Raw genomic sequence first — 13,950 nt, 5'->3', positions numbered from 1 at the left:
TTTATAATTTTAGCTTCCAGAATTACGAACTTTCTTTGAACCTGTACCACGCCTTAACCCGCAGTAATTTCAGGGATAATTGTCCGACTTTTTATTGTGAAAATATGATACTCTTGCTTTCCACTATGCGCCATGAGTGCGACAACGTTTCTGTCACAATTTAAGCAAATGAACACAAAAGAAAGACTATCTATTCAATTCGTTGACCTTCCTTATTACCAAGACCTAGCCCGAGACAAGTTTGCTGAGATTGAGCAACTTCCTTGGTCAATGCTACTGAAATCGTCAGACGCCAGTCATGAGAACAGCCGATTTGATATTTTGGTTTCTCAACCGGTCGCAACCGTCGAAACGTTTGGGGCTATCACCAAGGTTATGGTTGGAGACGAAGTGTCAGAAAGTGACCAAGATCCATTTGCCATCGTTAATGATTTGATAGAGAACTTAGTTGGTTTCAGGAAAGATTCTACCAACTGGCCATTCATCGGAGGTGCGGTTGGTTACTTCGCATACGATCTAGGACGCAGAGTGGAACGTTTGCCAATAAAAGCAGAAAACGACATCCAAGCCGCCGATATGTCTATCGGTATTTATGATTGGGCATTAGTCGTTGACCATCAAGAACAGCGAGCTGCCATCGTAGGTAACAACCCTGAATTTCATAAGCAATGGTTAGAACGTAAGGTCTCCCCTCAAGAAGATCCGTTTACGTTGGTGTCGAATTGGCAGTCCAACATGACCAAACAACAATACCAAGACAAATTTCTTTCGGTGCAAGACTATCTCTCTGCAGGAGACTGCTATCAGATTAACTTAGCGCAACGACATCAAGCTCAATATACTGGTAGTGAGTGGCAGGCATTTAATCTATTGGACAACCAGAATCAAGCACCGTTTAGTGCCTTTATCCGAACCAACGATAGCGCGATAATCAGTGTTTCCCCTGAGCGTTTCTTACAGCTTCATCAAAACTGTATTGAAACCAAACCAATTAAAGGTACTCGACCGAGAGCAGTCGATGTGGAACAAGATAAAGCGTACGCAGAAGAGCTACAAGCAGCGACCAAAGATCAGGCAGAAAATTTGATGATTGTGGATTTGCTTCGCAATGATATCGGACGAGTAGCAACTCCAGGCAGTGTTAAAGTGCCTAAGCTTTTTGATATCGAAAGCTTCCCTGCTGTTCATCATTTGGTAAGTACGGTAACTGGTGAATTGGCTCCAGAATACTGCGCTACAGACCTTCTTAGAGCTTGTTTCCCCGGAGGTTCAATAACTGGCGCACCTAAAATACGAGCCATGGAAATCATTGAGGAACTAGAACCTCACACTCGCAGTGTATATTGCGGTAGCATTGGCTACATCAGTGCTCATGGCGTTATGGACACCAGCATTACCATTCGAACACTCATCGCAAAACAAGGTAAAATCTATGCTTGGGCCGGTGGCGGTATCGTCGCCGATAGCGAATGTGATGCAGAGTATCAAGAAACCTTCGATAAATTAGGTAGAATTTTGCCAACCCTTGGCAACCTTTAGTCAGAGCGCATCTAAACCAGAGCTTGGCCCCCATTTGGAGAGTGTGAGGGTCAAGTCTTTTGCGGTATAAGGTTTGGATAAGATGTCATCCATACCCACATCATAACAAGTTTGTCGTTCTTCTCGTGTTGTGCCTGCGGTTAGTGCCACGATGGGTTTGGCGTAGCTTGCATCTCGTAGTCGTTTCGTTGCTTCAAATCCATCCATCACTGGCATTCGACAATCCATGAATATGATGTCGTATTGCTGATTGGTCGCATGTTCAACGGCTTCAAGGCCATTAACAGCAAGATCAGGAGTGATACCAACTTTGCTCAGCATTTTAGTAATCACGACCTGATTCATTTTAATGTCATCAACGACAAGCACTTTGAGGGCGGAGAAGTCTTGCGCGATGATATCGAGATTTTGTTGCACGCGTTCCTTCTCATCTACTTCTTCAATACCTACTGGCAAAAAGCCAAAGAAAGTCGTTCCTTCCCCTACTTCACTTTTGAGTGAGATAGAGCCACCCATTAGCTCAACAAGCCTTTTACAAATGGCTAAACCCAAACCAGTACCTTCGTAATTTCGTGAACTCGAACGATCTGCTTGAGTAAAAGGTTGAAACAGTTTCTTTTGAGCTGTTTGGCTAATACCAATTCCGGTATCGGCCACTGAAAAGTCAAACCCTTTGTCTTTTAAGCTTACGGTGACCTTAACACTGCCTTCATCGGTAAACTTGATCGCATTACCAATAAGGTTTACAAATATCTGAGTCAGACGTTCTAGGTCACCTTTTAGTCTCTTATTTTCGAACCCTTCCGAGCAAACAGTGAATCCAATTTGCTTCTCTGCAGCTTTATGTTCAAAGATGCTGCACAACGTTGACTGAAGATTGGTCCACTTGAACGTCGAATCTATTAGCTCCAACATACCAGCATCAATTTTACTAAAGTCCAGCAAATCATTGATGATCGACCTGAGTAATTGACCTGATTGACTCAAGTTAGTGTGCAACTCCTGTTGAGCTCCTTTTAAGTCAGTATCAGCAAGCAGTTCAACACTACCGAGTAACCCATTTAGTGGCGTTCTTAACTCATGATTGATCATTGCAAGAAATTCACGGGTAGAACGCTCAGACGCTTCGGCACGCTCTTTAGACTTAACTAATCTAAGGTTAATCAATTGCCGTGTAATCGAACTCGATAACAGCTCACAAACCAACGACATTTGGCTCTCAATAAAGGCGAGGTCAAAATCTTCCTCGATGAGCATTACTTTCAGTGTTCCAACGTTTTCCTGTTCCACTTGAATCGGAATAGAAGCTTTCAACATCGGAATATCACTATTTTCATCGATCTGAATTGACGATTTGAAGCGATTATTGGTGAGGGTAGGAATCAAGTCATTAGTCAGTTCAATGCAGTAATAAATACCCTCTGCGGCTTCACTTAGTTGCTTGATTAAATCTGAGAGCAACACATCATCAAGGTTACTGCGCAGAAAAGTTCTTCCAAAATGAATCAGAATACGTTCAATGTGCTGCTGAAATTCAAGTCGCTTAAAGCTTGCTTCGGAACGCTGCTCAACCTGCTTCAACGCCACCTCTAATTGTTGGTTAGCGTTAAACAATTCTAAACTCTTTTCCTCGAGCAAACTCTCAGCCGCTTTCCTCGCTGCTATCTCACGCTTAAGCTTTCTTTCAATCGCTGAACTACTTGTCATTATTTCTTTACACTAAAGATAAGCTAAACCGAACGACGCTTCCGTCTTCTGTTTGAGGGCTCATTTTGACATCCAATGTTTCTCCAAAATGGGTGGCACAGCCTTCGATCAGCCCCAAGCATACGTTAGACATGCAACGAGCGCTTTGATAATCCATAACCATTTCAGTTTCTGTCTCACTAATGAAATGGAATTTTGGAGGTTCTGCATCGGCGTAGAGTTTTTTCACCTCAACATGAATGTAATCCTCTACATGACGGATAAATTGAAATGTTGATGCACTTTGGCCAATGCTGGCGCTTTCAGGTATAGATGCGAGTAAAGCCTTGAACACCGTTTGACCAAACACCTGCTGCAGTGTGTCGGGAGCAATATCTGTCTTTTTACTTAGGTTGACAATAAGCTTTACGAGGTCTCGATGATCGTAGCTACCTACTGCGGTATAAATACCTTCATCTCCCGACATTTCAAGTACTTCGTCCAACACATCTAAGCCGAACTTTTCTTCAACAAGCTCCATAAACTCGGTAAAAATGATTCCTTTCATAGCCAATCTCCCCAAGGTTGAGAGGTCAAATTCTCTCTTGCCGATATTGAGCCTTATCCTTGCTAGACTCGATGAGTATTTCGTTCCCTTTATTAAGTTCTAGAACATTATTCAAACTAAATCCAAGTTAATCGTGTTCACAATCAATTACCTAGTTAAATAGTGATTGAAGAAAAACCTAATGTTCCATCATCAAAACTCAGTGTTAAATTCAGCTGCGTTTGCGCTTTGCTGTTCACAGCCCATAACGTAAAGGTGTGCATGTTGTTTGCTGTGACTAACCCATCACTACAATTAACATCGATATGTGCGATACGTTTATGAACTCGCCTACTCAAAAGGGCTTTGATCTCTCGAGTCGACACTTCCCAATAGTTACCAGTTTTAGTTTGAATACAATTATCGAAAATTAGGTTGGGCATAAAGACCAGATCAAAAGTTAAATAGCCGTCATTACTTTCTCCATCCTCGCCAGAGAGAGAGAGTTTGCCGAGACCTTTGCTACGATTGACAGAAGATAACGTCAAATCCCCTTCGCTTTCTGACTTTACTTGAACCAAATCAGAGTGCTCAAACACCAACTGGTGAATGGATTTTACACATTGATTGCTCACCGAGGTGGCGATCAAATCCCTTTTATTGACTTCAATGTCACACCATTTGTTCGACGCTTTTAAACTCGCCTGCATCGGCACTGCTTGCATGTGTGGTATGAAAATTCCAGTGGCAATATATTCCACCGCGTCAGACAACAAATAAATATATCCTTTGGGCTCACTCTTTGGTTGACTGAAAGACCCATCTGGCAAGCGGCGTAAATAACTCTCGTTAGAAAACGAATATACAGAGTCGGCGTAGACTATCGGACTTGCAAATTGCGAAGGAGAGCCAACCAGATCTATCTGCTCTAACGCATTTCCTGATCGCTTAGCGTTTTCTGTTTTTACTATTAAGTTTTTTAACAGAGCAAAATCAAGGGTTAGGACTAACTCAGAACACTGTTCATTGAATAGATTGATCGCTTCGACGATAAGAACACAAGACAAGGGCCGAGCACTGTTTATCGAATGTGGATGCGGTGATGAAACGAAACAAAACTCCTTGGTCAGTTTGCATCGATAGTTTAGCGTGGCGGCTGAAACTGTTCTAACTCCGAATGTATTTCTAGAATTAAAAAAACCTGTTTGGCCGAGTTTCTCATTGACAACGTGGACTAGCGCATCTCGACTGATGGCAATAGTTCCATCCGAAAGGACAGAGTAACCAATAGGGCTATTCTCAGCTCGCACTAGTTGAAATTGTTCAGGGACCACAATATGAGGCTCAGATAACAAATTACATTGCACTTGCAGTGGCACACCTTCTATCAGGCATCGAAGTGACAACACTCCACCGAATTCCTTCTTCGGTAAGTAAGCATAAACTCCATTGCCATAATCCCTAAAGATCCCTTCACCACTTTCACAAAGTACTTGCTCAGGCGGTAAGCCATTGAGCTTTTCAACATGCTCAATGAGGTAATCTCGCGAAAAAACGAGTAAACCAGATTGGAACTCAACAACTTGATGTCGATAGCTATCTACACTCATCACATACTCTAGTAAGTCTGGGAAAATTTAGTGTCGCTTAGTGTCAGAAGCATACTTAAGAACGTCGCGTACCTGGCTTGATGACAAGGGGCGATAAAAGAAGTAGCCCTGGATATAGTCGACGTCAATGGACTTTAACGTCTCCAATTCCGACACTTTTTCTACACCTTCAGCGACGACTTTAATATTCAAGTCGTGTGAGAGCTGACGCAACATATTAACGGCAAAGTATTTCTGCTTAATCTCATTGATATTGGTGATGAACTTGCGGTCGATTTTAAGTTCATCAAAATGAAAGTCGTTGAAGTAAGAGAATGACGAGCTACCCGTCCCAAAGTCATCAACCGCTATCTTGATTCCAGCTGAACGAATTTTCTCTAGCAAGTTGGCGTTATAGGCATTGTTTTCGAAATAGGCAGTTTCTGTAATTTCAATAGTCACATCGTCATTGGCTACTGGAGATCGTTGAATAAGCTCAAATAACTCCGCTAAATGAATCGAAGGCTGGCCTGATTCGGCAATGGAACAATTTAGTGACAACGAGAGCTTTTTAGAGATACCAGAAGTAATACCCACAAATTCTTCAATCGCCCGCTCTGCCACCATCAAATCAAGAGCCGATATCAGATTAAGCTCTTCTGCTAGGTGTATCATCTCTTGAACCGTGTAAGACATACCCTGAAAGCGAAATCGACACAGCGCCTCCAGTTTTACGATTTCTCCAGTATGAGTATCAACTATTGGTTGAAAGTTGACGTCAATGGATTTATTGCGGATCGCGTCAATCAGTAGCTGCTCCAAACGCTTTCTGCGTATATTGCCTTGAACCAGTTTTTCATCATAGAAATTGACGCTACTCACTTTAGAATCATGGACAAACATCGCTTGTACCGATTGCGATATCACTTCGTCAATACCGCAACCATTAAAGCCATGAAGGGCAACGCCAACTTGACCATCAGCAATATCATTCACCAAATGGTCATCTAAGTACTTTCGCATACCCTTAAAAAACTGCTTAATACACATGTTAATAGTGGCGAGGTCTTCAACATCACTTTCACGGATTTTTACCAGTGCTACGAAAGTATTGCGCCCTAAATAGCCGGAACTTGCTTTATCGTGTGACGACTTCAATGCTGCGAGGACCTTGCCACGTGATTCTTTTTCCAACTCACTGTAGAAATGAGGCTTAAAGCTGATCACTATATGCTTGCCATTCTTCTTTGACAGCTCTGCTGCACTTTTTCTAAAAGACGCTTCATCCTGTGCTGTCTCTTCCTGAAAGTTCGTATTTACCGAGCTGTTGGCCGTATTTTCAGAAAAGTTTTCACCGAAGAAAATGTAGACAAAAATATGTTTACCATCAGACAACTCAATTTTCTTTACACTGATTGTTTCTAGCCGAACTTGAGAGTCTCTCGCTCGGGTAATAACGGCTCCTTGCCATCGGTTGGTTAGAGATATTCTTCCTTTGAATACGTCCATATGGTTAGCATCACTTTGCAGCAGTTGAATATCCGCTATGTTTCTGCCCAAAACGCTGATAGGAGAAATATTGTGCTCGTAGCACAATCGGTTGTTTGTGAAGAGCACATTATGGTTTTGATCGGTCACCAACACACCTCGATGCGGGTCGTCGAGCAAGTGTTCAATCATGGAAAATAAGCTTATTTGGGCTTGAGATTGAGATAGAAGCTCAACACTTCCTTTTACTTTGTTGTCCAAAATTAGATAGATTTCGAACTTAACAATAAACAAATCTTCTGAGGTAGTCTCAAGGGCAATGGGAACGGCCGCAGGTAGACCATTGAACTGGACATCCCTAATCAACAATAGAATTTGGTTTATATAATCAATTGATGGTGGCTGCACTGTGGTTTGTGTTGTCTCACAATGCAAAACCTTCTGCCAGAACTCTCCTTTAGAAATTACCGAGGTAATCTCAGAGAGCTCTTCCGACCAGAAAATTTTCTTTTCGTCATACATGGTAGAAAGCATTCGCTTCTCACTTTTATAGTTATCTGCCAACAACGTGTTCAAAAGTAAACTAGGTAATAGGAATATGAAATCAAGTTAACTTAGGTGATGAATTAAAAGTTGAATACACCAAATTTATTCCTAGCTTGTTCACTAGATTTGAGAGAAAAGGAGCAAGTCATGCAGTACGTTTATGTCAATGACGTGTACGATGAACAATATCGGATAACACCTCCTCTTCAAGTACAATTGGTGAGCGGCGATATTCCGGAGGAAGAGCTCGAAATAAGAGAAATACTACGATGTTGGATTGATGCTGGCTTGGGGCCGTTTCAAACTGCTAAAAAGTCGAAATTAGACTTCTGGAGGCACGCCAACAACTTTTCTCGGCTTAGTCTCATCTTGAACACATTGCTCAAACACAAAGCCTACTACTTCGCAGCAAAGCGAGTTGCCTCATTGTGGCGGTTTGGCTCAATTGAGAAAGCCTACCTGGAATACTTGCTAACAAAACATGTAGGTGTAAAGTCACAGGATTAATCAGCCACCAAATGGAATTGCTTTTAATTTTCATTTAGCTAGATTATATTTAATATTATCAATAGATAGCGGACGTTAGCCATACTGCTACCGTAGATAGGTATGTATAAGTATATAAACGATATTTTCGATACGGAGTATAACCAATCACTTCCTGAGCGAGTAAACTTTACCGAAAGTGAATTACCACTCGAAGAAATAGAAGTTAGGGAAATGGTCGAAGCTTGGTACCTATCAGGATATGCGCCTTGCTTTGAAAAGCACAAATCAAGTCTATCCAGCAAATTCGATGAACTTTCATTTGACACTGGCGAGAGTGCGGCTCGTTTGAAAAAGTTAGAAGCGACTCTGATGCTTGTTATCAAGAATCGAGTATACAGAGCCGCGTTCAAACGTTTAATGACGACAATGAAGCCATCAAGCTCCAAAGCGAGATTAATGCTTTTATTAAAACAAGTAGAAAATGATTTAAAGATTCACTAACTCTGTTATTCGAACTAGTTGATCCAGCCATCAAATTTTAGTTTGTTCTGTAATTTTTGAATCCCTTCTTGCTGCAACTGACGAACTCGCTCTTTCGACAGTCCAAACATTTCTCCCAGATTATCCAGTGTAAGTACTTCCTTGCCAAATAAACCAAAGCGGTGAATCACGATATCACGGTATTTTTCTGGCAGAGAAAGTACAACGCTTTCCAGACTCTTCAACAATTTTTCATTGTGGCATAAGTCATAAGGTTCTGGGATAGCTTCAGAACGACAAGTTTCTAAACTTTGAAACTCTTTATCTATAGTGTCAACTGACGAACTGGATTCTATAAACCCGCTCATATGGATCAAGTCACTCACTTGTGCTTGAGATTTCAGCGTTTTATCAGCAATCTCCTTCACTGACGGAGGACGTTGAAGGTCGGCAATAATCTCATTTGTCTGTTTCGACAGTCGATTGATTTCCTTGATAACATGCACGGGTAAGCGAACTGTTCGTCCCGTGTTCATCAAAGACGATTCAATACTCTCTCGAATCCACCAAACCGCGTAGGTACTAAAACGAAACCCTTTCTCGGGTTCAAATTTATCAATTGCTTTAATCAGTCCTAAATTACCTTCTTCGATGAGGTCAAGAATAGTATGATTACTAAGCCCCCTCTTCGTATAATTTCTGGCAATTTTCACAACTAAACGTAAATTGGATTCGATTAAAACGTCTCGAGCAGCCTTGTCACCTCTGCGCGCTAACGTCGCATAGTGATACTCTTGTTCCGGTGATAGCAGGTCGATACCCACAACGTCATGGATATATTTTGAATAGAAGTCCGAACCACGCTCTTCATGTTGTTTGCTAAGCCTTTCTGTCCTTGTGCTCATGATTAGCTCCTTTGTATGGCGCTGCTCCTAGCCAATTAATTATTATTGATGTGATCTAAGTCGCACGAATAAGCATAGACGCGTTTATGCTATGCATCAAAATTTAGTCCTATCGAATAAGCTAAATTCTCTTAAAAATAGTATAAAAGTATTAGAAATTTAGTTTCATGGTCGTTCAAGTTTAGATCGTGTGTTTCTGCAGATTTTAATTTTCTATGAACTATACTATTTTTGTAACTATCTGAAGTTGGTAGGTAATCTACTTAGGAACACTACTTATTCACTCTTTACAACAACAGGGACGCTACAATGATAGATTTTGAGGTATTGCGCGGCTACATGGATAATGACGACGATATCATCGCTGCGGTATTCATGGCATTTATGGAAGAACACGAGGATGGTGCGGAAAAAATCCAAGCCTTGTTCAACGAACAAAACTGGAGTGAGCTATTTATTACCGCCCATTCATTAAAAGGCATACTAGCCAGCTTTGGTGAGACTAAGGCCGTCGAAAAACTCGAAGCTATAGAAGGTTCAACCAGAAACAGTGATGCTCCTAACAGCGAAGATATTCAGTTTGTTGTTCAAGAGCTCGATGTTATCAAGGGACAAATTAATGAATATCTCGCTTCCGCCGTGTAACTAAACAGTAAGGCACCAATGACTAAGCACGAATTTTTAGAACGATTCCAGTTACATCAGTTAGCAGACTATCATGATGGTTCTAAATCAAGGACGGAACATCTTGATAAATCAGCGCTCAGGGAAGCGAGCGTTCTTATTGGTTTAGTTGAAAGAAATCAGTGTCTGCATGTCATATTGACGAAACGCGCAAGCCATTTGAAGCATCATCCGGGACAAATTAGTTTTCCTGGAGGAAAAGTTGAAGAAGATGACCTAGACGCAACCTTCACTGCTCTTCGCGAGGCTGAAGAGGAAATAGGCTTACGCTATGACGAAGTATCCATCATTGGCCATCTTCCTCGTCTGGTCACCGTTACCCAGTTTAACGTTACACCTGTTCTTGCATTTGTGGATAGTAATTACCGCCCTTCGATAGATGCTAATGAAGTGGACTTTCTATTTGAGGTACCACTTGAGTTTCTTGCTCATCCAGAAAACATGTCAGCATTGCAATTTACTGTACGTGGAAAACCACACCGCGTTCTCTCTATTCCATATAAAGAGCACTTCATTTGGGGCGTGACCGCACAAATTATTGAAAGTTTACAAACACAGCTGCAACTTAGTTAACAGACCACCAACACCAGCCAATCGATTGCGTTATTTTTCATTAGTTTTACTAATGCATCGCAATAGTCAATCTAATCTCTGGCACGTAAAAAACGTGACCCAAATAACGAATCCATCATTAGTATCAATATCCCGCTACAAATCATGACCTAGATCTAATTTTCACGTGAGAAAAGCATGCAAAATGCCCCCGACTTATTTCCTGTTCCCAAAATGAGTAACAAACTATGACTACCACAACTACTACGGCAACGAGCCGTTCTTCGTCTAAGTGGACCTATAAGGATTTCACCTGGGCTCTTTCTCTATTCGGTACGGCGGTTGGTGCTGGTGTACTTTTCCTTCCAATTAAAGCAGGTGCTGGCGGCTTTTGGCCATTAGTTATCCTAGCCCTAATTGCAGCACCAATGACTTGGTTTGCACACAAAAGCTTAGCTCGCTTCGTTCTTTCTGCTAAGAACCCAGAAGCGGATATTACCGACACAGTAGAAGAACACTTTGGTAAAACTGGTGCGAACCTCATCACTTTTGCATACTTCTTCGCTATCTATCCAATCGTTCTAATCTACGGTGTAGGTATCACAAACACAGTTGATTCATTCCTAGTGAACCAAATGGGTATGGAATCTATCCCACGCTGGTTGCTTTCAGGCTGTCTGATTGCAGCGATGACTTGTGGTGTAGTATTCGGGAAAGAGCTTATGCTGAAAGCGACTTCCGCGATGGTTTACCCACTAGTATTCATCCTACTTGCTCTATCTGTATACCTAATCCCAGATTGGAATACTTCAATGATGAGCGTTAGCCCTGACTGGGGTTCAATGCCAGCAGTTATCTGGCTAGCGATTCCAATCATTGTTTTCTCTTTCAACCACAGCCCAATTATTAGCCAGTTCTCTAAAGAACAGCGTCGTGTATACGGTGAAGATGCGGTTAAGAAGACTGACATGATCACTGGCGGTGCAGCGATGATGCTAATGGGCTTTGTAATGTTCTTCGTATTCTCTGTTGTTCTATCTCTATCTCCAGAGCAACTAGCGATTGCTCAAGAGCAAAACATCTCTGTTCTTTCTTACTTAGCTAACGTTCACGAATCTCCACTGATTTCTATCCTTGGCCCTGTTGTTGCGTTCGCCGCAATCACTTCAAGCTACTTTGGTCACTTCCTAGGTGCACACGAAGGTCTTGTAGGTCTAGGTAAGTCTCGTTCTAAAGCACCAGTTTCTAAGATCGAGAAAGCATCTCTACTATTCATCGTTATTACTACTTGGATTGTTTCTATCATCAACCCAAGCATCCTAGGCATGATTGAAACAATGGGCGCGCCAATGATTGCGGCAATCCTATTCCTAATGCCTGTATATGCAATGAAGAAAGTACCGGCTATGGCTAAGTTCCAAACTTCAGCACCTGTACAAATCTTTACAGCAATCTGTGGTATTGCAGCGATTACTTCTGTAATCTACGGCGCTTTTTAATTGACTTCGTCAGTTGAACATCTCGGTTAAACAATAACGATAATATAAGCCTCCATGTACTTTGGGGGCTTTTCTAGAGGTAAATCAGTATGATCAGTGTTTTTGATATCTACAAAATTGGTGTTGGACCTTCAAGCTCTCACACCGTAGGCCCGATGAAAGCTGGTAAAGAGTTCATCGACGACCTGCGTTCAATGGGTAAGCTAAGAGACATCACCAAGATCACTGTAGATGTTTATGGATCACTATCACTGACAGGGAAAGGTCACCACACAGATATCGCAATCATTATGGGTTTGGCTGGTAACTCACCAGAAAAAGTCGACATCGACTCAATCCCAAGTTTCATTGCCCGTGTTGAAGAAACAGAGCGTCTTCCAGTTGGCATGCACTGTCACACCGTTTCATTTCCTCGTGACGGCGGCATGAATTTCCACTCCACTAATTTAGAGCTTCACGAAAACGGCATGCAGATCCACGCTTGGATCGATGACGAAAAAGCGTATTCAAAAACTTACTACTCTATTGGCGGCGGCTTTATTGTTGATGAAGAGCACTTCGGAAAAGAAGAAGTATCAGCATTAAAAGCTCCTTATGAGTTCAACTCAGCGGAAGAACTGGTAGAACTGTGTAAAGAAAATGGCCTATCAATCAGCACACTGGTTATGGCTAATGAGCACGCTGTACACTCAGATGAAGAGACTCGTACGTACTTCGCTAATATTTGGAAAACAATGCGTGAGTGTATGGAACGCGGCATGAGCACTGAAGGCATTCTGCCTGGTCCACTGCGTGTTCCACGTCGTGCAGCAGCACTTCGCCAACAATTGATCACATCCGAAAAAACCACAACTGACCCGATGTCGGTAGTTGACTGGGTGAACATGTTTGCTTTTGCTGTAAACGAAGAAAACGCAGCAGGTGGTCGCGTCGTTACCGCTCCAACCAATGGTGCTTGTGGCATCATTCCAGCGGTACTTGCTTACTACGACAAGTTTATCCAAACCGTGACTGAAAAAGACTACATCCGCTACTTCGCTGCGTCGGGCGCAATCGGTGGACTGTACAAGCAAAATGCATCGATTTCTGGTGCCGAGGTAGGTTGTCAGGGTGAAGTTGGTGTTGCATGTTCTATGGCGGCGGCAGGTCTTGCTGAACTTATGGGTGGAAGCCCTGAGCAAGTTTGTATGGCAGCTGAAATCGCAATGGAACACAACCTCGGTCTAACTTGTGACCCTGTTGCAGGACAAGTTCAAGTACCATGTATTGAACGTAATGGTATTGCTGCGGTTAAGGCAATTAACTCGACTCGAATGGCACTTCGTCGTGCTTCTGCACCTCGTGTGTCATTGGATAAAGTTATCGAAACTATGCTTGAAACGGGTAAAGACATGAATGCTAAATACCGTGAAACCTCTCAAGGCGGTTTGGCAATCAAGGTTGTTTGCTAATAGGTAAATTCCAATAACAAAAAACCGAAGCCTGAGCTTCGGTTTTTTTATGGTCATAGTAACGTTTAGCAGCTTGCGGTTTATTCGCCTTTGTAGATACAACCTGCAGTACACGTTTCTTTGATCTCTACTTTACTTAATAGCGGTAGGTTAGGCTTAAGCTGCCCCCAAATCCATTTGGCCAGTACTTCACTGGTAGGGTTCTCTAGTCCCTCAATATCGTTCAAGTAGTAGTGGTCTAAACGATCGTAAATTGGTTTGAATGCTGCTTTGATCTCTGCAAAATCGACTACCCAACCAGTATGCGGATCGACTTCACCTTCAACATAGAGACGCACTAAAAAAGAGTGTCCATGCAGACGACCGCACTTGTGGCCCTCTGGCACATGCGGAAGATGATGTGCAGCTTCGAACATGAACTCTTTATACAACTCAGTTTTCATAGGATATCTCTGTTAAAAAATGACACGCAATCCTACTGAAAACCGAGCTCTA

General features: G+C 42.2%; 13 protein-coding genes. 7 read left to right on the top strand and 6 right to left on the bottom strand.

Features of this window, described 5'->3' with window-relative positions; translation table 11 throughout:
• Positions 1-168: 168 nt before the first annotated feature.
• Positions 169-1,539 (top strand): aminodeoxychorismate synthase component I, encoded by a 1,371-nt coding sequence (pabB, locus tag L2W36_RS05190; RefSeq protein WP_236109489.1) that lies wholly within the window; start codon positions 169-171, stop codon positions 1,537-1,539.
• Here the strand turns inward: pabB and L2W36_RS05185 are convergent, their stop codons facing one another.
• The 4 genes from L2W36_RS05185 to L2W36_RS05170 form a co-directional block, all read right to left on the bottom strand.
• Positions 1,540-3,246, bottom strand: coding sequence for an ATP-binding protein (locus L2W36_RS05185; protein ID WP_236109488.1), 1,707 nt, complete (start codon positions 3,244-3,246; stop codon positions 1,540-1,542). It lies immediately after the preceding gene.
• A 7-nt stretch (positions 3,247-3,253) separates the two neighbouring features.
• Positions 3,254-3,793 (bottom strand): heme NO-binding domain-containing protein, encoded by a 540-nt coding sequence (locus L2W36_RS05180; RefSeq protein WP_236109487.1) that lies wholly within the window; start codon positions 3,791-3,793, stop codon positions 3,254-3,256.
• Between the two features lie 155 nt (positions 3,794-3,948).
• The gene (locus L2W36_RS05175) at positions 3,949-5,382 is read right to left on the bottom strand and encodes a hypothetical protein (RefSeq protein ID WP_236109486.1); all 1,434 of its coding nucleotides are present in this window, start codon (positions 5,380-5,382) and stop codon (positions 3,949-3,951) included.
• Between the two features lie 27 nt (positions 5,383-5,409).
• Entirely contained in the window at positions 5,410-7,383 is a 1,974-nt protein-coding gene (locus L2W36_RS05170; protein WP_236109485.1) for an EAL domain-containing protein, read from the bottom strand.
• A 159-nt stretch (positions 7,384-7,542) separates the two neighbouring features.
• Between L2W36_RS05170 and L2W36_RS05165 the strand changes: the two genes are divergently transcribed.
• Positions 7,543-7,902 carry a hypothetical protein gene (locus tag L2W36_RS05165; RefSeq protein ID WP_236109484.1) on the top strand — a complete coding sequence of 120 codons (360 nt, stop codon included), beginning with the start codon at positions 7,543-7,545 and terminating at the stop codon, positions 7,900-7,902.
• Between the two features lie 102 nt (positions 7,903-8,004).
• Positions 8,005-8,385 carry a hypothetical protein gene (locus L2W36_RS05160; RefSeq protein WP_236109483.1) on the top strand — a complete coding sequence of 127 codons (381 nt, stop codon included), beginning with the start codon at positions 8,005-8,007 and terminating at the stop codon, positions 8,383-8,385.
• Positions 8,386-8,399: 14 nt separating this feature from the next.
• Here L2W36_RS05160 and L2W36_RS05155 read toward each other — a convergent pair whose 3' ends face one another.
• A complete protein-coding gene (locus L2W36_RS05155; protein WP_236109482.1) occupies positions 8,400-9,269 on the bottom strand; it encodes a sigma-70 family RNA polymerase sigma factor in 870 nt (289 codons plus the stop codon).
• 309 nt (positions 9,270-9,578) lie between these two features.
• Here L2W36_RS05155 and L2W36_RS05150 point away from each other — a divergent pair, with 309 nt between their 5' ends.
• The 4 genes from L2W36_RS05150 (at position 9,579) to L2W36_RS05135 (ending at position 13,455) form a co-directional block, all read left to right on the top strand.
• Positions 9,579-9,914, top strand: coding sequence for an Hpt domain-containing protein (locus tag L2W36_RS05150; protein WP_006073707.1), 336 nt, complete (start codon positions 9,579-9,581; stop codon positions 9,912-9,914).
• Between the two features lie 18 nt (positions 9,915-9,932).
• Complete coding sequence (locus tag L2W36_RS05145; RefSeq protein ID WP_236109481.1) at positions 9,933-10,526, top strand: CoA pyrophosphatase; 594 nt, start codon at positions 9,933-9,935, stop codon at positions 10,524-10,526.
• A 227-nt stretch (positions 10,527-10,753) separates the two neighbouring features.
• Positions 10,754-12,004, top strand: a complete 1,251-nt coding sequence (locus L2W36_RS05140; protein WP_038225865.1) for an aromatic amino acid transport family protein — start codon at positions 10,754-10,756, stop codon at positions 12,002-12,004.
• Between the two features lie 89 nt (positions 12,005-12,093).
• Positions 12,094-13,455 carry an L-serine ammonia-lyase gene (locus L2W36_RS05135; RefSeq protein WP_006073710.1) on the top strand — a complete coding sequence of 454 codons (1,362 nt, stop codon included), beginning with the start codon at positions 12,094-12,096 and terminating at the stop codon, positions 13,453-13,455.
• Between the two features lie 80 nt (positions 13,456-13,535).
• On the opposite strand, the gene queD is transcribed toward L2W36_RS05135, so the two are convergent.
• The gene (gene queD, locus L2W36_RS05130; protein WP_006073712.1) at positions 13,536-13,898 is read right to left on the bottom strand and encodes a 6-carboxytetrahydropterin synthase QueD; all 363 of its coding nucleotides are present in this window, start codon (positions 13,896-13,898) and stop codon (positions 13,536-13,538) included.
• Between the last annotated feature and the right edge of the window lie 52 nt (positions 13,899-13,950).

It is taken from the genome of Vibrio sp. McD22-P3 (assembly GCF_021568915.1).
GTDB classification, from domain to species: Bacteria; Pseudomonadota; Gammaproteobacteria; order Enterobacterales; family Vibrionaceae; genus Vibrio; species Vibrio mediterranei.
Note: the sequence above shows the minus strand (reverse complement) of the source record. Positions and strands in the feature narration are given on the sequence as shown.